The sequence below is a fragment of the Citrobacter sp. CK198 genome (genome assembly GCF_030333295.1).
Lineage (GTDB): Bacteria > Pseudomonadota > Gammaproteobacteria > Enterobacterales > Enterobacteriaceae > Citrobacter_B > Citrobacter_B koseri.
The window spans coordinates 38,059-58,750 of record NZ_JAOWGE010000037.1 but is presented as its reverse complement, the minus strand read 5'-3'; the positions used below and the strand labels follow the sequence as shown (position 1 = coordinate 58,750).

Here is a 20,692-nt window from a genome sequence, read left to right as displayed (position 1 = left end):
GTCTATGAAACAGGTACTTTTTATTCGTCCCGATGAAAACGTGGACGGGAAAATCGAGTGGTGCGTCTCCGGTAGCCAGCAGGTGGCAACGCTGGAAAGTCGGGATGCGCTGAGAACGCTTGCCGTAAATCCCCTGGCGACACGCGTTTGTTTGCTGTTGCCCGCCAGTGAGATGGTGTTCCGTCATTTTACCCTGCCCAAAAAAGGGTTATCAACGGCCTCCACACCGTTTTCATGGCTGGCGGAAGAGACGCTGATCGGCGATGTGGACTCGCTGCACTGGACGGTATTGCGGAAAAAAGGGCGGGAAGTGGATGCCGTAGCTATTGACGCCACCTGCCTTGAGCGCTGGCTTGCGCTGTGCGAAGAGGCTGGACTGAAGGTGATTCAGGTATTGCCGGACGCCATTCTGCTGCCGGTAAACGAAGGCGGCAGTACACTGGTTTCCTGTGACGAAAGCTGGTGGCTGCGCTTTCCGCCGTTCGGCGCCTGCGAAGCGGATGCTACGCTGCTGCCGCTGTTGCTGGCGCAAGGCGGCGATGGCGAAGTGCGCTGCTATGGCGAAACGCCTGCGGGTATCGATGTCACTGAACAACTGCCGTGGCAGCATCCGCTGGTATTGATTCAGCCGCAATGGAAAGCGTGTCGCGCCAATATGCTGCATGGCGCATTTGCCGCCTGCGGCAAAGAGGTGGGGCGATTTCGACATCTGAGGACAGCAATGGCGGTGTCTGCGCTGCTGTCGATGGGATTGCTGATTGGCCCGCGCGTGGCAATGGCATGGATGTTGGTTCAGCAGGAAAATCAGGTACAGGCCGAGATTGCCCAGGTCGCTCAACACTATTTCCCGAGTCTGCGGCAGAAAACCAATATCAAATTCCATTTTGGTCAGAATATTAAAAAACAGAGCAAAGGTATTTTTCTGCAACTGGAGGCGCTGGAACAGGTTAAACAGTCTGTGCCTGCTATTGAGATAAATGAAGTGGAATATGACAACGCGCAGAATGTGTTGACGCTGAACGCGGCCTCGCCGAACGCGCAGGCGCTACAGGATTTCGTTACGCAGGCCAGCCCCCATTTTGACTTTGCGTTACAACCGGTTTCGAATCAGTCACCCTATACGGCGATCGTGACGGGGAAATATAAATGAAAGAGCGAATTGCACAATTAAAAGCGCGCTATCAAAACTACAGCGATCGCGAGCGTGGTCTTATTACGCGATGTGCGGCGGCGATGTGCTGCGCGGTAATTTATTACGGCGGCATTATTCCGCTGGATCATATGATCCAAAACAGTCAGTCCACGTTAATGCGGCAAAAAGAGACGCTGCGCTGGATGCGGGACGAAATCGATAAAAATCATTTACAGGCGAAAGTCTTAAAAACGAACAACCCGCGAACGGTTATTGAAGAGAGCGCGAAAGAGATCCATCTCGCGTTGTCTGATATTCGTCAGGATGAACGCTCACTCTCTTTTGTTGTTGAACAGGTCAATATTTATGAACTGAAAAACTGGCTACGTGAAGTGAATGTTACGTCCGGCGTTCAGTTGCAAAAAATGGATTTGCAGCCGGTCGATCGTCAAAGCGACGTGAAAGCCAATATTACGCTGAGCTGGAATAAAAACGCATGAATACGATCATGTTGTTTCGGGAAAGCTGGCCGATTGGGTTTTGCATAATGAGCGCCTGTCTGGGCGGAATCCTCGGCAGTTTTCTTGGCGTAGTCAGCGAGCGCGTTCCCGCAATGGTGATGGAAAAGGAAGGGGCGGGGAATTTACTTTTTCCTGCCTCGCACTGCGCGGACTGCGGGCATCAACTGGCCTGGTGGGAAAATATTCCGTTACTGAGCTGGTGCTGCCTGCGCGGTCGTTGCCGCCATTGCCAGTCTGTGATTCCCCTGCGCTTGCTGTTGGTAGAGTCAGCCAGCGCGCTTTTTTTTGCGGCAACGGCGGCGGTGCTCCCTTCCTCTGTCACGCTGATCGCGCTGTGGGTTTTATGGTGCGGTCTGCTGCCGCTCACGATGATTGATGCGAAATATATGCTGTTGCCGGATTGTCTCACGCAGCCGCTGCTGTGGGCTGGGCTGCTGCTGCATTGCGTTTTCCACACGATGCCGTTGGCGAGCGCGTTATATGGCGCCGTTGCGGGGTATCTCATTCTGTGGCTGGTGTACTGGAGTTTTCGCCTGCTGACGGGGCGGGAAGGGCTTGGACAGGGCGATTTTAAGCTACTGGCGGCGCTGGGGGCGTGGTGCGGCTGGCAGGCGTTACCGTTATTAATTCTGGTTGCGGCATTAAGCGGTATTGTGCTGTATGGACTTTTTTACTCTGGCGTAAATAAATCGGGGCAAATTCCTTTTGGTCCCTGTCTGGCCTTTTCGGGAATGGCGATGTTTATCTTCCAGACATTGCAATTCACATTCTGACGCGGTTGGTCAAGTGTTTTTTTAAATTCTTTCGCCGAGGGAATAAAGGGAACTTATTTATTTTCCAGATTATCATTGTCGCATAAGTTAATAGAATTAATGCTTATGCCATTTTAGGGAGGAGCGTAAAGCGAAATAGATTATTTCATTTTTATAATGGGTTGGTTTCCGTTGTCTTAAATAAATTACTGTTTGCAATTCGTCCATGCTCTAAGGAATGCATGGCTGTTAAATATTCACGAATAAAATTATCAGGAATTAATAATGAAATTTATGAAGCCTAAATATCTGGCACTTTTTGTGGCAGCAGCGACAAGTCCGGTTTTTGCCGCTGCGCCGGGTACGCCGTCTATTACCAGCGGCAATGATAAATTCGCCATTGTGGAAGTGGATCAGGCTGCGCAGGATTATAACAACCTGGTGAAAGTTCATAACGATGGCGTGGACGTCAAGGTGGAATGGAACGTCTGGAGCGGCGATGCGCCGACCTCCGCGAAAGTGCTGTTGGATGGTAAGGCCGTATGGTCTGGCGCAGGTAGCGCTGCCGGTTCTGCGACCTTCAAAGTCAAAAAAGGCGGTCGTTATCAGGAGCAGGTTGAGTTATGTAATACCAGCGGGTGTACGAAAAGCGCCAGCAAGCTGATTATTGTGGCGGATACCGACGGTAGCCATCTGCTGCCGCTGAATACCACCATGAAGGAAAACAATAAAACGTTTGCTCAGCATACCGATAAAGTGGTGGGCGCGTACTTCCCGGAATGGGGCGTGTATGGCCGTAATTTCCCGGTAGATAAAATCCCGGCGGCTAACCTGAACCATATCCTGTACGGTTTTATTCCCATTTGCGGCGGCGACGGCATCAATGACAGCCTGAAATCCATCGAAGGCGGCAACAGTTTTGAAGCGCTGAAACGCGCCTGTAATGGCCGACAGGACTATACCGTGGCGATCCACGATCCGTGGGCGGCGCTGCAAAAACCGCAGGCTGGCGTCTCTAACTGGGATGACCCGTATAAAGGCAACTTCGGTCAATTGATGGCGCTGAAAAAAGCGCACCCGGATCTGAAAATCCTGCCATCGGTTGGGGGATGGACGCTTTCCGATCCGTTCTTCCAGATGCATGACAGCGCGATTCGCGCGCGATTTGTTGCTTCTATTAAGGATTTCCTGAAGACCTGGAAATTCTTCGACGGCGTAGATATTGACTGGGAATTCCCGGGCGGCGGCGGTCAGAATGAAACGCTGGGCAACCCGCAGCAGGATAAAGCGACCTACACGGCACTGATGCACGATCTGCGCACCATGCTTAACGAACTGTCTGCCGAAACCGGTCGGACTTACGAGTTGACCTCCGCTATCGGTTCCGGTCAGGACAAAATTGAAGACGTGGACTACGCCCAGGCGCAGCAGTATATGGATCACATCTTCCTGATGAGCTACGACTTCTACGGCGGCTGGAGCAACACCGATCTGGGGCACCAGGCGGCGCTGCACGGCGCAGAGTGGAAACCGGACACCAAATACACCACGGAAAATGGCGTCAATGCGTTGCTGGCGCAGGGCGTGCAGCCAGGCAAGATCGTGGTGGGCGCGGGGATGTATGGCCGCGGCTGGACTGGCGTGCATGGCTATACCGGCGACAATCCGTTTACCGGTACGGCTACCGGCCCGGTGAAAGGCACCTGGGAGCCGGGCGTGGTTGATTATCGTCAGATTGTTAACGAATACAAAGGCAAACCAGGCTGGGAATACCGTTACGACGCTGCGGCGGAAGCGCCGTATATTTTCAATAAATCCACCGGCGACCTGATTACCTATGAAGACGCCCGTTCTGCGGCGGCGAAAGGTAAATACGTTCTGGCTAACAACCTCGGCGGCCTGTTCTCCTGGTCTATCGACTCTGATAACGGCGACATTCTGAACGCGATGAACGAAAGCTTGCTGGGTGGGGGTTCTACACCGGTTGAGCCGGTTGTGACCAACCATGCGCCAGTCGCGACCGCAGTTGACCAGGTCGTAACCGGCCCGGCGACGGTCACGCTGGACGGTTCTGCCTCTACCGACCCGGATGGCGATGCGATCACCTATAAGTGGACGCAGATCTCCGGTCCGTCCGTAACGCTGAACAAGAGCACCAGCGCGAAAGCGAGCTTTAACGTCGCCGCCGTCTCCAGCAATCAGAATCTGGCGTTCCGTCTGACCGTTACCGATGCGAAAGGTCTGAGTAACGCCATTGACGTTCAGGTTGTGAACAAAGCGCCAAAAGCGAACCAGGCTCCGGTTGTGAATCCGCTGGAAACGGTGTCGCTTGAAGCAGGCGCAACCTACACGCTGAATGCGCAGGCTGCCGATCCTGATGGCGACGCGTTGACCTACGCCTGGAGCGTGCCGGGCGACATGAACGCGACGGGGACGGACACCTCCAGCGTGACCATCACCGCGCCGGAAGTGAGCTCTGCCTCGACTTACACCGTCAGCGTCGTGGTCAGCGATGGTAAAACCAGCGTGCAGTCCAACGTGCAGATTAACGTTACGCCAAAAGCAGCGCCGGTGCCGTCCGACGAAGGGACGACACCGTCTGATGAAGGCACCACGCCATCCGATGAGGGGACGACGCCGTCTGATGAAGGCGCGGCAACCGGCGGTTGCGACAGCCCGGTTGATGCCAATGCCAGCCACTACGCGGCATGGGACGCCAGCAAAATCTACAACAATGGCGATACCGTCAGTTTCGATCACCTGGTGTGGAAAGCGAAGTACTGGACGCAGGGCAATCAGCCAGGCTTCGGCGTGGACGCGTGGGAACTTGTCAGTCAGGTTAAATTCAACTGGCGTTCCGATGTGGTTTACAACGGCGGTGAGACTACCACCTATCAGGGGTCTGTATACCGCGCCAAATGGTGGACGCAGGGTGATAAACCCGGCAACAGCGACGTGTGGGTGAAAGAAGGCGCCGCCGCAGACTGTCAATAATCCTCTTACCTTAATAATGCGGATACGTTATCTATTCGCGAAGGGTAGCCGCCCCTGTCTGGGGGCGGCCATCTCTAAAAAATAATGTGCATAACGAACAAGGAGCAGATCACCCCGACAACCGGATGAAAATATGAAACGTTTAATTTTGTTGTTATTGATGTTAAGTCAAAGCGCGTTTGCCAACTGCTGGGACAGAGCCGCAAATTATTATCATGTTGACCCGTATTTATTATTTGCCATTGCGCAAGTCGAGTCTGGCATGAATCCCTATGCGGTAGGACGAAATCATGACGGAACGAAGGATGTCGGGTTGATGCAAATAAATAGCTCGCATTTTTCAGCGCTGAAACGCCGTGGCATTGATGAGTATCGACTGATGCTGGAACCCTGTACATCTATTATGGTCGGCGCGTCGATCTTATCCGATATGATCAAAGTATATGGTTATAACTGGGAGGCGGTAGGCGCATATAACGCCGGGGTTAAAAAAGAGAATTACCCGCAGCGCATGATTTACGCGCATAAAGTCTGGGAAACATACCAGCGTATAAAAATGACCACGCAATATAAATAAATCCAGCCGCTTTTATTTTTTGAAGAATTCCTGCTGGTGTTCTTCGAAAAGTAAAACCCCAGGTTCTGACGTTTGTTTATTCGTGTTGTTAATGGACAACGCAGAATTTGAATTAATCACTATTGTACATAAAGGAAAAATTGAAATGAGCAAAAGGACATTATTGAGTGTACTCATTGCGGGTGCCTGTGCGGTGCCGTTTATGGCGCAAGCAAATACATTGCAGGCCAGCAGCAGTGAGCCTTACACCATAAAAGCCAGCGATCTGGCGAAAAAGGAGCAGGAGCTGACAAATTTCCCGTTGATGGCTTCGGTGAAAGAGACGATCCAGACGCTGGATAATGCCCAGGTAGAACTCATTGAACCCGGTCGCGCCGCCAACCCGGAAAACGTCAAACGCGTTGAGGGAATCATCAAAGCCAGCGACTGGGAATATCTTTTCCCGCTGCGTGCTAAAGAATATACCTACAGCAATTTCCTGAAAGCAGTCGGCAAATTTCCGGCGCTGTGTAAGACCTATAACGATGGTCGCGACAGTGATGCGATTTGCCGCAAAGAGCTGGCTACGATGTTCGCCCACTTTGCGCAGGAAACCGGCGGCCATGAGAGCTGGCGTCCAGAGGCCGAATGGCGTCAGGCGCTGGTGTATGTGCGTGAAATGGGCTGGAGCGAAGGGCAGAAAGGCGGCTATAACGGCGAATGTAACCCGAGCGTCTGGCAGGGGCAAACCTGGCCGTGCGGCAAAGACAAAGATGGTGAATTCCTGAGTTACTTTGGCCGCGGTGCGAAACAGTTGTCCTATAACTACAACTACGGGCCGTTCTCCGAAGCGATGTATGGCGACGTTCGCACGCTGCTGGATAAACCGGAACTGGTTGCCGATACCTGGCTGAACCTGGCGAGCGCTATTTTCTTCTTCGCCTACCCGCAGCCGCCGAAACCTAGCATGTTGCAGGTCATCGATGGCACCTGGCAGCCGAACGCGCATGATAAGGCTAACGGTCTGGTGCCCGGCTTTGGCGTCACCACCCAGATTATCAACGGCGGCGTTGAATGCGGCGGCCCGACGGAAATCGCGCAGTCGCAGAACCGTATCAAATACTACAAAGAGTTCGCTAACTACCTGAAAGTACCGGTTCCGGCAGATGAAGTGCTGGGCTGCGCCAACATGAAGCAGTTCGATGAAGGCGGCGCGGGCGCATTGAAGATCTACTGGGAACAAGATTGGGGATGGAGCTCGGATACGCCGGACGGCAAAACCTATGCCTGCCAACTGGTGGGTTATCAGACGCCATTCAGCGCGTTTAAAGAGGGGGATTACACGAAATGTGTACAGCATTTCTACAATGTGAACATCATTAATGATGACGGTTCTTCGACTAAACCGGATGAAGAGCCCGTAACGCCAACACCGGCTGATGATACGCCTGCACCTGCACCTGCGCCGGATGAAACGCCAGCAGAGCCGACCACCGTTAACCGTGCGCCGGTAGCCCATATCGCAGGGCCGATTGGCGCGGTAGATGCGGGGGCGCAGGTCTCTTTGAGCGCGGAGGGGTCGACTGACGAAGACGGCAACAAACTGACCTACACCTGGCGTGCTCAGGATGGTCAGACCGTGTCTGGCGAAGACAAAGCGGTCGTAACCTTCGCCGCGCCGGAAGCGGCGACCGCTCAGCAGTACGAGGTGAGCCTGACCGTCAGTGATGGTGAATTGAGCAGCACCACCTCTTATCTGCTCAACGTGAAAGCGAAAGCGGCAACGCCATCTCAGGACGACGGCGCTTCGGGTTCGTATCCGGCATGGAGCGCGAACAGTAAGTACAATGCGGGCGATATCGTGAATAACCACGGTAAGCTGTTCCAGTGCAAACCATTCCCGTATAGCGGCTGGTGTAATACGGCGCCAGCCTATTATGAACCCGGCGCGGGTCTGGCATGGTCTGACGCGTGGAGCGCGCTGTAATGACAATATAAAACGATAACGCCTGAAATGCCCGATGGCGAAGGCTTATCGGGCCTGTGGCGGGTGAGTCGTATCTATTGTGCCATCCGGTACAACAACAATCTGACGGCAACCTGATGGTTGCCGTTTTTTGTGTTCACTGTGCGCCGGTCAGCGCGGTAGCTTGCCGTGATCGCGCAGCCAGGCGGCGGTACGCTCAATGCCTTCATCCAGCGTGACGATGGGCTGATAGCCCAGTTCTTCCTGGGCGCGCGTGGTGTCCAGCGTAAAATCGAAATTCAGCTTGGAAACGCCGTAGTGCGTCAGCGTCGGCTCTTTCGCCGATTTATTGCCGAAACGCTCCATGCTGCGGGCGATCATATCCAGCATCGGATACGGAACCGAACGGATTCGGCAATCAATGTTTAATTCATCAATCAGCTTCTGCACAATGCTGCGCAGCGTCCGGTGTTCACCGTTTGTGATGTTATAGACCCGACCAGAAGGCAGCTTGTCACTGCTTTCCTGGCTTGCCAGCCACATCGCATGGACGGCATTTTCATAATAAGTCATATCCACCAACGCGCTGCCGCCGTGCGGCAACAGAACGCTGCCGTAGTGGTGCATCATATGCGCCAGACGCGGAATAAAGACTTTATCGTGTGGGCCAAACAGACTTTGCGGGCGCAGGACGGTAAAACGCGTCTGCGGGTTGGCCTGCGCCAGCAGGTTAATCACCTCTTCACCGGCCGCTTTGCTGCGTGCAAATTCGTTGGCGAAGCGGTGCGGACGAAAATCCTCTTTGATATCGCGATGGTGGTGATAATCAAAATAGAGTGACGGAGAGGAGATATGAATAAAGTTACGTACGCCCCAGGCGACGGCCCATTCGCCGAGGCGTCGGGTGGCGCGGACGTTCGCCAGATCGAAGGCTTCCTGGGTTCCCCACGGCGAGGTGAAACTGGAGCAGTGCCACAGCGTATCAATGCCTGCGAGCATCACTTTTGCCTGCGAAGAGACCAGCTCGGTCAAATCCGCATGGACAAATTCCGCCCCCATTTTTTGCAGCAGCTTGCCCATCGCTTCATTGCGACCGGTAGCTCTGACGCTGATGCCTTTATTGCGCAAAAACTCAACCGCGTTTCGACCTAAGCCGCTGGTGGCGCCGGTAACCAGTACCTTCATATCAATCCACTGTGGTTAATAGAACTTCGTGCGCATTCTTCCGTGAATTACGTCGGTATGCAATGGGAAACATGAAAGAATACAGTATGTTTTTATGATTAATCTGTGATTTGTTCTGCAAGCCGGGCGATTCGCTTTGCCATGCCCCGGAAAATAAAGAGATGCGCCGGGATCATCAGCAGCCAGTAGAAAAGGCCGGGCATCCCGTGCGGGTGCCACCAGGCGCGCACGTCAATTTGCCGGTGATCGCCTTTATCTTCAAGGGTAAAGCTCAGACGGCCAAGGCCCGGCGCTTTCATGCCAAACAGTAAGGTCAGCTGCTTTTCCGGCTCGACAATGATGACTTTCCAGCTGTCCACCGTGTCGCCGGTCTGAAGAAGCGCGTGTTCAGGTCGGCCTTTTGCCAGTCGATGCCCCACCAGCAGATCCATTGCCGCACGCGTCTTCCAGAGAATATTGCCAAAGAAATAGCCTTCTTTGCCGCCGAGACGGTTGATCACCTGCCACAGGGCTTTCCGGCTGGCGGAGGTTTTAACCGTGAATCCGGCCTGTTTGGCAAAATAGCCATACTCTGGTCGCCAGCGGGCAAACGCCTGGGCGTCGTATCCCCAGTCGCTGGAGTTGACCAGTTTTTCTTCCTCCTTCAGCGTGCGACGCACGGCATCGTCAAAGGAGATGAGCGTCTGGGGGACCAACGTCCGCAGTTCGGTATCATCGGCCAGCAGGTCATGTTTCAGCCCCTGGATCAGCGCTTTTGCCGTGGTCGGCGGAACGGACGTAATGACATTTAAAAACCAGACTGAAATCCAGCGGGTCGGAAAAGGGATGGGGATCAGCAGGCGATGTTTGCCGCTGACGGCCATAAAGTGCTTGAACTGCTCCTGATAGCTTAAGACCTGCGGCCCGGCGGCTTCGAGAACCCGGTGCTTGCAGGCAGGGTGATCCAGCAACGCCACCAGATAGTGCAGCAAATTTTCCAGCGCGATGGGCGTGGTTCGGGAGCGCACCCAGCGAGGCGGCGTCAGCACTGGCAGGTTGTAGACCATATCGCGCATCACTTCGAAGGCGGCTGAACCTGCGCCGACGATAATGCCGGCGCGCAGTTCAGTCACCGGCACGCCGGATTCGCGTAGCGTCTCCGCAGTTAACTGCCGGGCGCGCAAATGGTCAGACTGCTCATGTTTCGGCGCCTGCAACGAACTGAGGAATATGAGCTGTTTGACCGGTACTTCACGCAGCGCATCGCGCACGTTCATCGCAACCTGGCGCTCATGGGCAATAAAATCGCCGCCTTCGCCCATGCCATGCACCAGATAATAGACGGTGTCGACTTCGCGGAGCAGCGCGGGCAGATTATCCGGCCAGTTGAGATCGACTTTATGACAACTGACGTTAGCCAGTTGCTGTTTTTCTAGCCGTTCGATGCGACGTGCCGCCGCCAGAATCTGATGCCCTTGCGCGCTGAGCGCCCGCACCAGATGTTGACCAATGTAACCACTGGCGCCAAGAACCAAAATACGTTGCGGCACGTCCGTCTCCTTAGCGGGTTAAAAAGGCGCGCCAGTGGGCGGCGACTTCAGCAAGCTGTTCACGCGATACGTCCAGATGCGTCACCAGACGCACGATCGGCGACGCGTTGATCAGCACGTCATGTGCCTTCATGTATTCGCCCAGCGCCGCCGCGTTCTCTTCACCAACGCGGACAAACAGCATATTAGTGTCGTGACGCATAACATCCGCGCCGGCTTCACGCAGTTGCTCCGCCATCCAGGCCGCGTTGTCGTGATCGTCCTGTAAACGTGCGACGTTATTCTTCAACGCGTACAGCCCGGCAGCCGCCAGAATACCCGCCTGACGCATACCGCCGCCGGTCATTTTGCGCCAGCGGATGGCGCGCTTAATGTAGTCCTGGTTGCCGACTAACAGTGAGCCTACCGGCGTCCCCAGACCTTTTGACAGGCAAATGGTGAATGAATCGCAGTATTGAGTAATGTCTTTCAGTTCGCAGCCGTAGGCGACGACCGCGTTAAAAATACGTGCGCCGTCAACGTGCAACGCCAGACCGCGCTCGCGGGTAAATTCCCACGCCTGTTTTAAATATTCGCGCGGCAGCACTTTACCGTTGTGGGTGTTTTCCAGACTGAGTAAGCGAGTGCGGGCAAAATGGATATCATCCGCCTTGATCTTCGCGGCGACCTTATCCAGCGGCAACGTACCGTCTGCGGCGGCATCAATGGGCTGCGGTTGAATGCTGCCCAGCACCGCCGCGCCGCCTGCCTCGTACAGATAGTTATGCGCGCCCTGACCGGCGATATACTCTTCGCCGCGTTCACAGTGGCTGAGCAGAGCGACCAGGTTAGCCTGAGTGCCGGTGGGTAAAAAAATCGCCGCGTCTTTGCCAGAAAGCTCAGCGGCGTATTGCTGGAGGGCGTTGACGGTTGGGTCATCTCCGTACACGTCGTCCCCGACCGGGGCGGCCATCATCTCTTCGAGCATGGCACGACTCGGCCGGGTAACGGTATCACTACGTAAATCGATCATTGCACATCCCTATAGTTTAAAAGGCGATGTGCATTGTTTTACCTTAGCCAGTTGGTTTTCGCCAGTTCGATCACTTCATCACCGCGCCCGCTGATGATCGCGCGTAGCATATACAGGCTAAACCCTTTGGCCTGCTCCAGTTTGATTTGCGGCGGAATGGCCAGTTCTTCTTTCGCCACGACCACATCGACCAGTACCGGACCGTCGATAGACAGCGCGCGTTGCAGCGCCTCGTCGACGTCGGCGGCTTTTTCAACGCGAAGCCCTGTAATGCCGCAGGCTTCAGCAATGCGGGCGAAGTTCGTGTCGTGCAGCTCGGTGCCGTCGGTGAGGTAGCCGCCCGCTTTCATCTCCATTGCCACAAAGCCCAGCACGCTGTTGTTGAAAACAACAATTTTTACCGGCAGCTTCATCTGTACGACAGAGAGGAAATCGCCCATTAGCATACTGAATCCCCCGTCGCCGCACATGGCGATCACCTGACGGCCCGGTTCGGTGGCCTGGGCGCCTAACGCCTGCGGCATGGCATTGGCCATTGAACCGTGGTTAAACGATCCCAGCAGACGGCGCTTACCATTCATTTTCAGATAACGCGCCGCCCATACGGTCGGCGTGCCGACGTCGCAGGTAAAGATGGCGTCATCTGCGGCGAAACGGCTGATCTGCTGCGCCAGATATTGCGGGTGAATCGCTTTCTCGCTCGGTTTGGCTAAATCATCCAGCCCTTTGCGCGCGTCGCGATAGTGCTCCAGCGCTTTATCAAGGAATTTACGATCGGTTTTTTCTTCCAGCATCGGCAATAACGCTGCGAGCGTGGAGCGAATATCGCCGACCAGCGCCATATCGACTTTACTGTGCGCGCCAATGCTTGCCGGGTTGATATCGATTTGAATGATTTTGGCGTCGGTCGGGTAAAAGGCGCGATAGGGAAACTGGGTGCCGAGCAGGATCAGGGTGTCAGCATTCATCATCGTATGGAAACCGGATGAGAAGCCGATCAATCCCGTCATGCCCACATCGTAAGGGTTGTCGTACTCTACATGCTCTTTGCCGCGCAGCGCATGAACAATTGGCGCTTTAATTTTGGCGGCAAATTCCACCAGCTCTTTATGCGCGCCCGCGCAGCCGCTGCCGCACATCAGGGCGATATTGCTGGAGTAACGTAATAGCTGTGCCAGTTTTTTCAGCTCTTCTTCGGCCGGGGTCACGACCGGCAGCGGGGCATGATACCAGTGGGTGCTGGCGCTTTCCGGCGCCGGTTTCAGCGCAACGTCGCCCGGCAGCACCACGACGGAGACGCCACGGTTAAGCACCGCTTTGCGCATGGCGATCGCCAGTACCTGCGGGATCTGCTCCGGGGTGGAAACCAGCTCGCAATAGTGGCTGCATTCGCGAAACAGCTCTTGTGGGTGGGTCTCCTGAAAGTAGCCGCTGCCGATTTCGCTAGAAGGAATGTGGGCGGCGATAGCCAGAACCGGGACGTGATTACGGTGGCAATCGAACAGACCGTTAATCAAATGCAGGTTGCCAGGCCCGCATGAACCCGCGCACACTGCCAGTTCACCGGTGAGTTGCGCTTCCGCGCCAGCGGCAAAGGCGGCGACCTCTTCATGGCGCGTCGACATCCAGTCAATCGTCCCCATCCGGTTCAGGCTGTCGCTCAGGCCGTTCAGGGAGTCGCCCGTCACGCCCCAGATACGTTTCACGCCAGCCTGTTCAAGTGTTTTTGCAATGTAAGCGGCAACGGTTTGTTTCATGGTTTTCCATCTCCTGTAATGTGATACCGGTTACAAGTTTAGATGAAGATAATCGTTACGCTTTGTCATCACCCCTTATTTTCAGCAGCTATATTTCAACCGACAGAACGCGTAATTTAATGGCAAACCAGCCGGAACCAGGAGTAAATTCAGATGGTTACAACGTTATTAAATGCAGTGAACCGTATGCTGACGCATGAAGATTTTGGCAAGTTTCTGTTACGCCTCGCGGTAGGGGGGCTGATGCTGTTTCACGGCCTGCATAAACTGTTCGACGGTATTGATGGCATTAGCAATATGCTGATTGCAAAAGGATTGCCTGGGTTTATCGCCTATGGCGTGCTGGTGGGCGAGGTGATTGCGCCTTGCCTGATTGTACTGGGTATTCTTACGCGTCCTGCCGCGCTGGTGCTGGCATTGACGATGGTGGTGGCGTGGTTAATGGTCGGCACCGGGAAAACCTGGCAACTGGATGCCGTCGGCGCATGGGCGATAGAAAGTTTAGTTTATTTCTTTATTGGCGCGCTGGCGGTGGCGTTTCTGGGGGCGGGGCGGTTCTCTGTTGCGGGGAATTCGGCCTGGCGGTAAAGAATTGCCGGATGGCGGCGTAAATGCCTTACTCGGCCTGCCGAAAAATGGCAGGCCGGGTAAGCGAAGCGTCATCCGGCAATGAGAGCTTATGCCAGAACTAAATCGCCCTGCGGATGGCAGGAGCAGGCCAGCACATAACCGTCGGCGATTTCCGCATCGGTCAGCGTCATGGTGCTGCTGACCGTATATTCACCGGAAACCACTTTGGTTTTGCAGCAGCCGCACACGCCAGCACGACATGCCACGGTTACCGGAACTTTATTGCTTTCCAGCGCGTCCAGCAGCGTGGTGCCGACAGGCGCGTAAAACTCCTGCGCCGGTTGCAGTTTGGTGAACTTCAGACCCTCCGTTGCCGCTTCGGCAACTGGTGTAAAGAACTTCTCTTTAAAGAAGCGCGTTACGCCGAGCGCTTTCACTTCCTGCTCAACCATGTCCATATACGGCGCCGGGCCGCAGGTCATGACGGTGCGCGATGCCAGGTCCGGCACGTTTTTCAGTAATTCAGTGGTCAGGCGACCCGCCACGAAACCGTGGGTCGCATTGTTCTCCGCCACCAGCGTGACCGGGTACTGACGCCATTCCTCAGCGAAAATCACATCCTGCGGCGAACGCACGTTGAAGATCACCTGCACATCTGCCTGCGGGCGGTATTTTGCCAGCCAGCGACGCATCGACATAATTGGCGTGACGCCGCAACCGGCCGCCAGCATCAGGAACTTGTCTTCGGCTTTGTCTTCACAGATAAAGTCGCCCATCGCATCGGACAGCCAGATATAGTCGCCGCGTTTCACCTCGCGGGTTAACCACTGTGAACCTGCGCCTTCATCAATGCGACGGATCGTCAGCGTAATGTACTCGCTCACGCCCGGCGTGGACGAAATGGTGTAGGCCCGCAGCGTATCCGCAGAGTTGCGAACGCTGACCAGTGCATACTGACCGGCACGGTACGGATAGTGATCGTGACACAGTAATGAGAGAGTCCACACATCCGGGGTTTCCTGATGGATGTGATGTACCTGCATCCGCCACGGACACTGAGTGGTTGGCATCGTCATTCTAAAACTCCTTACGCGCTCAACAGTTGCTGCATATCTTCTTCAACGGTGGTGACCTGACGCAGGCCAAATTTCTCGTTGAGGACAGCCAGCAGATCCGGGGTGAAGAAACCTGGCGCAGTCGGCCCGGTCACGATGTTTTTCACGCCCAGAGACAACAGCGTCAGCAGGATGACGATCGCTTTCTGTTCGAACCAGGAGAGCACCAGAGACAGCGGCAGGTCGTTCACGCCACAGCCCAGTTTTTCTGCCAGCGTGACAGCCAGAATAATGGCGGAGTAAGCGTCGTTACACTGACCGGCGTCAACCAGACGCGGCAGACCTTCGATGTCGCCGAATTCCAGTTTGTTGAAGCGGTATTTACCACAGGCCAGCGTCAGAATCAGGCAGTCATCCGGTACGCTGGTCGCGAAATCGGTGAAGTAGTTACGTTCGCCACGCGCGCCGTCACAGCCGCCCACCAGGAAGATGTGACGCAGTTTTTCGCGGCTGACCAGGTCGATCAGGCTGTCTGCTGCGCCCAGCAGCGTCTGGCGACCGAAACCAACGGTGATCAGATGCGGGATTTCGCTGTATGGGAAACCTGCCATCTGCTGCGCCTGAGCGATAACCGGAGAGAAATCTTCGCCTTCCAGGTGGTTTACGCCCGGCCAACCGACGATGCTGCGCGTCCAGATACGGTCGTCATACGCGCCAACGGTCGGGTCGATGATGCAGTTAGAGGTCATCACGATAGGGCCAGGGAAGCGGGCGAATTCAACCTGCTGGTTCTGCCAGCCGCTGCCGTAGTTACCGACCAGGTGTTTGAATTTACGCAGTTCCGGGTAACCGTGCGCGGGCAGCATTTCACCGTGGGTATAGACGTTCACGCCAGTCCCTTCGGTCTGCTCCAGCAGGTTGTACAGATCTTTCAGGTCGTGACCGGAGATCAGGATGCACTTACCTTCAACCGCTTTCACGTTAACCTGAGTCGGGGTCGGGTGGCCGTATTTGGTGGTTTCACCGGCATCCAGGATGCTCATCACTTTGAAGTTCATCTGGCCGATTTCCATAGAACATTCCAGCAGAGCGTTCATATCGGAAGGCCAGGTGCCCAGCCACGCCATGATTTTGTGGTACTGCGCGTAGATGTCATTGTCATACTGACCCAGAACGTGGGCGTGCTCCATGTACGCTGCCGCACCTTTCAGGCCATACAGGCAAAGCAGACGCAGGCCGAGGATGTTCTCGCCAATAGCGGCTTTGTCTTTGTTCGGGGTGAACTCGGCGGCCTGACGTTGCAAATCGCCCAGATCGTCGCTGACCAGTTGCAGGTCGGCCATCGGGTTGTTTACCGTGGCGCTTGCATCGATGTTCTGGCACTGCGCTTTCAGCGATTCGCGCAGGGCGATCGCTTCACGGGCATAGCCGACGATGCGCGGAGAGTCGAAGTTAACGTTGGTCAGAGTGGAGAAAAATGCACGCGGGGCAAAGTTGTCAACGTCATGATCGATGATGCCATATTCACGGGCTTTAGCAGCCCATGCAGACAGACCTTGCAGGGACGCAATCAGCAGATCCTGGAGATCGGACGTTTCCGCTGTTTTACCGCACATACCCTGCGCGTAGGAGCAGCCGTTCCCCGCCGGAGTACGGATGGTTTGTTCACATTGCACACAAAACATGGTCACACCTTTTTTAAAGTTATATTTAATATACATGTTTAAGGTTATGCCTGCGCGCAAAGGGATAAAAGTGATTTCTTACATAATTTACAGGGAGATTGATTTAGCGCAATTTTGGCGGCAGGGTTCTACCGCCAGGGAGGTATCAGGCTGAGAAAAAGGCCATCAGGATCGGCACCAGCAGGCTGAGGATAAAACCGTGAACGATGGCGGCAGGCACCATCTCCAGACCGCCTGTACGCTGAAGCACCGGCAACGTGAAGTCCATCGACGTGGCGCCGCATAACCCTAACGCGGTGGAGCGACTGCGACGAACCAGACCGGGGATCAGCATAATCGCTATCAGCTCGCGCGCCAGATCGTTAAAGAAAGCGGCGCTGCCAATTACCGGGCCGAACGATTCGGTCAATAAAATGCCAGACAGGGAATACCAGCCGAAACCCGATGCCATTGCCAGCGCGGTTTTGATCGGCAGGCCGAGAATGAGCGCATTGATGACTCCGCCGAGCATAGAGCTGGCGACCACCACCACGGCGACCATCATCCCCCGGCGATTCAGCACAATCTGTTTTAAGGTCATGCCATTGTTTCGCAACTGGATGCCGATCAGGAATAATAAGAAGATCAGCGTATATTCGCTGGCTTCCGTAGCGTGTTTGAGAAATGCCAGCCCGCTGAGGCCAAGCAGAAAACCCAGCACCACGACGCCGCATAATTTAAGTGACTCAAGCGCCATCGCGATACGTGAAGGTAATTTCTCCTGCTGGTGGTTGTGTCGCCACGGTAGCGAACGTTCCAGCCAGAATAATGCCGCGATGTTGCACAGCAAAATAACGGTAATACTGACAGCGGAATAATGAAAAATAGCGAGCAAATTACTGGCGAGATTATCCAGGAACGCCAGGCTGATCCCCATAAAAAAGAGAATGACGTAGACAATCCAGCTTAACAGCCGGTTGATCAGTTTTAATGCGGCCTGATGCTGAAGTGGAATGAGGTAGCCCACAATCAGTGGAACCAAAATGATTAAAAGTCCTGAAAACATGAACAACCGGGTCCTTTATATGCGAGACAGCGCAATGACACTACCCAATAAAGGCGGTCAGGTAAAGGAGCAAAAAAAAGCCGGGTGGCGCTAACGCTTACCCGGCCTGCTTATTGTACTGTACCGCAGGTCGGGTAAGGCGTAGTCGCCACCCAACACCACGGGCTTCACTCAATTAATCGCGTTTTTCAAGCAGTGTGCGGTACAGCACGCCACCCAGAATACCGCCGATAATCGGCATCACCCAGAACAGCCACAGTTGTTGTAATGCCCAACCGCCCTGGAAGATCGCAACCGCGGTGCTGCGCGCCGGGTTCACAGAGGTGTTGGTGACCGGAATACTGATCAGGTGAATCAGGGTTAACGCCAGACCAATGGCGATTGGGGCAAAACCCGCCGGGGCATGTTTGTCCGTCGCGCCATGAATGACCAGCAGGAAACCGGCGGTCAGCACGATTTCAATGACGATGGCGGAAAGCATGGAATAACCGCCAGGGGAATGTTCGCCGTAACCGTTAGAGGCAAAACCGCTGGCAGCGGCATCAAAGCCTGCTTTACCGCTGGCAATCAGATACAGCACCGCCGCAGCAATAATACCGCCGACAACCTGAGCGATAATATAGCCAATGACCTCTTTTGCCGGAAAACGACCGCCAGCCCATAAACCTAATGTCACTGCCGGGTTAAAATGTCCGCCGGAAATATGACCTACGGCGAATGCCATTGTCAGTACGGTCAGACCAAAAGCCAGCGCGACACCCGCAAAACCAATTCCCAGTTCAGGGAATGCCGCAGCCAGAACGGCGCTTCCGCAGCCACCGAAAACGAGCCAGAATGTACCGAAACATTCGGCTGCTAATTTTCTAAACATAACCACCTCAAATAATAAAATTAACCACATTAAATATGCGGCTGTTTTTTTATCGTCATAAAAGGGTGACGACATAATGCAGGAAACTATATTTTAAGAACGAACGTCACCCAATCACCAGTTAAAAAAATTCAGTTAGTTTGATTTAGGGCAATGTGGTGTGAATCCTTGTTCTGATTTGTCTTAATAAGAGTGTAGTGCACGGACTTAATGCTGCAATTATCACGCCATGCAACGGATTTTGTCGTTATACTGCGGAAAGGATAAGTTGTTCATTTCTGGAGGATACATGATTCTCGAACGCGTTGAGATTGTGGGTTTTCGCGGGATCAATCGATTATCGTTGATGCTGGAGCAAAACAACGTGCTGATTGGGGAGAACGCGTGGGGGAAATCCAGCCTGCTGGATGCCTTAACTCTGCTGCTGTCGCCAGAATCGGAACTGTATCATTTCATCCGCGAGGATTTCTGGTTTCCCCCCGGAGATATTCAGGGACGTGAACATCATCTGCATATTATCCTCACTTTCCGTGAATCTCAGCCAGGCCGCCATCGGGTGCGTCGATACCGCCCGCTGGAGGCATGCTGGTCTCCCTGTCAGGATGGTTTTCACCGTATTTTCTACCGCCTGGAGGGGGAGAGCGCGGCAGATGGCAGCGTGATGACGCTGCGCAGCTTCCTTGATGGCGACGGCCACCCGCTACCGATCGATGATATTAATCGCCAGGCACACCATCTCATTCGTTTGATGCCGGTACTGCGCCTGCGCGATGCGCGCTTTATGCGACGCATCCGTAACGGTACGGTGCCCGATGTTCCCGATGTTGAAGTTACCGCCTGCCAGCTGGACTTTCTGGCGCGAGAGCTGGCGACCCGTCCGCAGAATTTAACGGACGGGCAGATCCGCCAGGGGCTTTCGGCAATGGTACAGCTGCTGGAGCACTACTTTTCCGAGCAAGGCGCGGGGCAATCCCGTCATCGGTTGATGCGTCGCCGTTCGAACAACGAGCAGCGTAGCTGGCGCTATCTGGACATTATTAACCGGATGATCGACAAACCCGGCGGCCGCATGCATCGCGTGATCCTGCTGGGGCTGTTCTCCACGCTGTTACAGGCGAAAGGGACGCTGCGGCTGGATAAAGATGCCCGACCATTATTATTGGTTGAAGACCCGGAAACGCGTCTGCATCCGATTATGCTGTCGGTGGCATGGCAGTTGTTGAATCTTTTACCGCTGCAACGTGTGGCAACGACCAATTCCGGCGAACTGCTGTCGCTGACGCCTGTGGAGCACGTTGTCCGTCTGGTGCGTGAATCTTCACGGGTCGCAGCCTGGCGACTGGGGCCTGGCGGGCTGAGCGCGGAAGATGGTCGCCGCATCGCCTTTCATATTCGTTTTAACCGGGCCTCGTCGCTGTTTTCCCGCTGCTGGCTGCTGGTGGAAGGCGAAACGGAAACCTGGGTTATTAACGAACTGGCGCGCCAGTGTGGGCACCACTTCGATGCCGAAGGGATTAAAGTGATCGAATTCGCCCAGTCTGGCCTGAGACCGCTGGTAAAATTCGCCCGCCGGATGGGGATTGAGTGGCATGTGCTGGTGGATGGTGACGAAGCCGGGAAAAAATATGCCGCAACGGTGCGCGGTTTGCTGAATAACGACCGGGAAGAAGAGCGTGAGCACCTGACGGCATTGCCTGCTCTGGATATGGAACATTTTATGTATCGGTCAGGATTTGCTGATGTCTTTCATCGGGTGGCGCAAATACCGGAAAACGTCCCGATGAATATGCGGAAAATTATCTCGAAGGCGATCCACCGCTCGTCAAAGCCTGATTTAGCCATTGAAGTGGCGATGGAGGCAGGGCGACGCGGCGTTGACGCGGTGCCGACGCTGTTCAAAAAAATGTTCTCCCGCGTACTCTGGCTGGCGCGCGGGAGAGCGGATTAACGGCGAAACAACCGCGACATCTGTGGCGGAATGCAGTCCAGCAATGGATAGCGACGGCGATATTCGGCGCGTTTTTCAGTGTTTGTTTATTTACCGTTAAGGTTTATCTTCCCA

Annotated in this window: 16 protein-coding genes; 8 read left to right on the top strand and 8 right to left on the bottom strand. The window is 54.6% G+C overall.

Annotated features, from left to right (window positions below):
- Nucleotides 1-4: 4 nt before the first annotated feature.
- The 6 genes from gspL to OGY62_RS22970 all read left to right on the top strand — a co-directional run bounded on the left by gspL (nt 5) and on the right by OGY62_RS22970 (nt 7,942).
- Nucleotides 5-1,150: a type II secretion system protein GspL gene (gene gspL, locus OGY62_RS22995; RefSeq protein WP_286460665.1), complete on the top strand. Its 1,146-nt coding sequence runs from the start codon at nt 5-7 to the stop codon at nt 1,148-1,150.
- Nucleotides 1,147-1,632 (top strand): type II secretion system protein M, encoded by a 486-nt coding sequence (locus OGY62_RS22990; RefSeq protein WP_112002318.1) that lies wholly within the window; start codon nt 1,147-1,149, stop codon nt 1,630-1,632. The genes gspL and OGY62_RS22990 overlap by 4 nt, the downstream gene beginning before the upstream one ends.
- The gene (locus OGY62_RS22985) at nt 1,629-2,426 is read left to right on the top strand and encodes a prepilin peptidase (protein WP_286460662.1); all 798 of its coding nucleotides are present in this window, start codon (nt 1,629-1,631) and stop codon (nt 2,424-2,426) included. Before OGY62_RS22990 ends, OGY62_RS22985 begins: the two co-directional genes overlap by 4 nt.
- 264 nt (nt 2,427-2,690) lie before the next feature.
- Nucleotides 2,691-5,399 carry a glycosyl hydrolase family 18 protein gene (locus OGY62_RS22980; RefSeq protein ID WP_286460661.1) on the top strand — a complete coding sequence of 903 codons (2,709 nt, stop codon included), beginning with the start codon at nt 2,691-2,693 and terminating at the stop codon, nt 5,397-5,399.
- A gap of 133 nt (nt 5,400-5,532) precedes the next feature.
- Complete coding sequence (iagB, locus tag OGY62_RS22975; protein WP_198448310.1) at nt 5,533-5,976, top strand: type III secretion system invasion protein IagB; 444 nt, start codon at nt 5,533-5,535, stop codon at nt 5,974-5,976.
- A 145-nt stretch (nt 5,977-6,121) separates the two neighbouring features.
- Nucleotides 6,122-7,942 (top strand): glycoside hydrolase family 19 protein, encoded by a 1,821-nt coding sequence (locus OGY62_RS22970; RefSeq protein WP_198448309.1) that lies wholly within the window; start codon nt 6,122-6,124, stop codon nt 7,940-7,942.
- A 150-nt stretch (nt 7,943-8,092) separates the two neighbouring features.
- Here OGY62_RS22970 and OGY62_RS22965 read toward each other — a convergent pair whose 3' ends face one another.
- From OGY62_RS22965 to poxB, 4 genes are all read right to left on the bottom strand, one after another.
- Nucleotides 8,093-9,106, bottom strand: coding sequence for a 3-beta-hydroxysteroid dehydrogenase (locus OGY62_RS22965; RefSeq protein ID WP_012133064.1), 1,014 nt, complete (start codon nt 9,104-9,106; stop codon nt 8,093-8,095).
- Between the two features lie 98 nt (nt 9,107-9,204).
- Nucleotides 9,205-10,635: an SDR family oxidoreductase gene (locus OGY62_RS22960; protein WP_198448308.1), complete on the bottom strand. Its 1,431-nt coding sequence runs from the start codon at nt 10,633-10,635 to the stop codon at nt 9,205-9,207.
- A 10-nt stretch (nt 10,636-10,645) separates the two neighbouring features.
- A complete protein-coding gene (ltaE, locus tag OGY62_RS22955) occupies nt 10,646-11,647 on the bottom strand; it encodes a low-specificity L-threonine aldolase (protein WP_024130490.1) in 1,002 nt (333 codons plus the stop codon).
- A gap of 38 nt (nt 11,648-11,685) precedes the next feature.
- On the bottom strand, nt 11,686-13,404 hold the full coding sequence (gene poxB, locus OGY62_RS22950; RefSeq protein ID WP_047457834.1) for a ubiquinone-dependent pyruvate dehydrogenase: 1,719 nt from the start codon (nt 13,402-13,404) through the stop codon (nt 11,686-11,688).
- A gap of 153 nt (nt 13,405-13,557) precedes the next feature.
- On the opposite strand from poxB, the gene OGY62_RS22945 reads away from it, so the two are divergent.
- The gene (locus tag OGY62_RS22945; protein WP_024130489.1) at nt 13,558-13,992 is read left to right on the top strand and encodes a DoxX family protein; all 435 of its coding nucleotides are present in this window, start codon (nt 13,558-13,560) and stop codon (nt 13,990-13,992) included.
- A gap of 89 nt (nt 13,993-14,081) precedes the next feature.
- Here the strand turns inward: OGY62_RS22945 and hcr are convergent, their stop codons facing one another.
- The 4 genes from hcr to aqpZ all read right to left on the bottom strand — a co-directional run bounded on the left by hcr (nt 14,082) and on the right by aqpZ (nt 18,630).
- A complete protein-coding gene (gene hcr, locus OGY62_RS22940) occupies nt 14,082-15,050 on the bottom strand; it encodes an NADH oxidoreductase (protein ID WP_024130488.1) in 969 nt (322 codons plus the stop codon).
- Nucleotides 15,051-15,061: 11 nt separating this feature from the next.
- Nucleotides 15,062-16,714, bottom strand: a complete 1,653-nt coding sequence (gene hcp, locus OGY62_RS22935) for a hydroxylamine reductase (RefSeq protein WP_024130487.1) — start codon at nt 16,712-16,714, stop codon at nt 15,062-15,064.
- 145 nt (nt 16,715-16,859) lie between these two features.
- The gene (locus OGY62_RS22930) at nt 16,860-17,759 is read right to left on the bottom strand and encodes a LysO family transporter (RefSeq protein WP_130028214.1); all 900 of its coding nucleotides are present in this window, start codon (nt 17,757-17,759) and stop codon (nt 16,860-16,862) included.
- Between the two features lie 175 nt (nt 17,760-17,934).
- Complete coding sequence (aqpZ, locus tag OGY62_RS22925) at nt 17,935-18,630, bottom strand: aquaporin Z (protein WP_024130486.1); 696 nt, start codon at nt 18,628-18,630, stop codon at nt 17,935-17,937.
- 289 nt (nt 18,631-18,919) lie between these two features.
- Here aqpZ and OGY62_RS22920 point away from each other — a divergent pair, with 289 nt between their 5' ends.
- Nucleotides 18,920-20,578 carry an ATP-dependent endonuclease gene (locus tag OGY62_RS22920; protein ID WP_286460639.1) on the top strand — a complete coding sequence of 553 codons (1,659 nt, stop codon included), beginning with the start codon at nt 18,920-18,922 and terminating at the stop codon, nt 20,576-20,578.
- Nucleotides 20,579-20,692: the final 114 nt, after the last annotated feature.

What these genes read in the sequence shown, in the direction of transcription:
- hcr (WP_024130488.1), bottom strand. Translation starts at nt 15,050, where the DNA reads ATGACGATGCCAACCACTCAGTGTCCGTGGCGGATGCAGGTACATCAC.
- OGY62_RS22930 (WP_130028214.1), bottom strand. Translation starts at nt 17,759, where the DNA reads ATGTTTTCAGGACTTTTAATCATTTTGGTTCCACTGATTGTGGGCTAC.
- ltaE (WP_024130490.1), bottom strand. Translation starts at nt 11,647, where the DNA reads ATGATCGATTTACGTAGTGATACCGTTACCCGGCCGAGTCGTGCCATG.
- OGY62_RS22965 (WP_012133064.1), bottom strand. Translation starts at nt 9,106, where the DNA reads ATGAAGGTACTGGTTACCGGCGCCACCAGCGGCTTAGGTCGAAACGCG.
- iagB (WP_198448310.1), top strand. Translation starts at nt 5,533, where the DNA reads ATGAAACGTTTAATTTTGTTGTTATTGATGTTAAGTCAAAGCGCGTTT.
- OGY62_RS22980 (WP_286460661.1), top strand. Translation starts at nt 2,691, where the DNA reads ATGAAATTTATGAAGCCTAAATATCTGGCACTTTTTGTGGCAGCAGCG.
- hcp (WP_024130487.1), bottom strand. Translation starts at nt 16,714, where the DNA reads ATGTTTTGTGTGCAATGTGAACAAACCATCCGTACTCCGGCGGGGAAC.
- OGY62_RS22970 (WP_198448309.1), top strand. Translation starts at nt 6,122, where the DNA reads ATGAGCAAAAGGACATTATTGAGTGTACTCATTGCGGGTGCCTGTGCG.
- OGY62_RS22990 (WP_112002318.1), top strand. Translation starts at nt 1,147, where the DNA reads ATGAAAGAGCGAATTGCACAATTAAAAGCGCGCTATCAAAACTACAGC.
- OGY62_RS22920 (WP_286460639.1), top strand. Translation starts at nt 18,920, where the DNA reads ATGATTCTCGAACGCGTTGAGATTGTGGGTTTTCGCGGGATCAATCGA.
- OGY62_RS22945 (WP_024130489.1), top strand. Translation starts at nt 13,558, where the DNA reads ATGGTTACAACGTTATTAAATGCAGTGAACCGTATGCTGACGCATGAA.
- aqpZ (WP_024130486.1), bottom strand. Translation starts at nt 18,630, where the DNA reads ATGTTTAGAAAATTAGCAGCCGAATGTTTCGGTACATTCTGGCTCGTT.
- OGY62_RS22985 (WP_286460662.1), top strand. Translation starts at nt 1,629, where the DNA reads ATGAATACGATCATGTTGTTTCGGGAAAGCTGGCCGATTGGGTTTTGC.
- poxB (WP_047457834.1), bottom strand. Translation starts at nt 13,404, where the DNA reads ATGAAACAAACCGTTGCCGCTTACATTGCAAAAACACTTGAACAGGCT.
- gspL (WP_286460665.1), top strand. Translation starts at nt 5, where the DNA reads ATGAAACAGGTACTTTTTATTCGTCCCGATGAAAACGTGGACGGGAAA.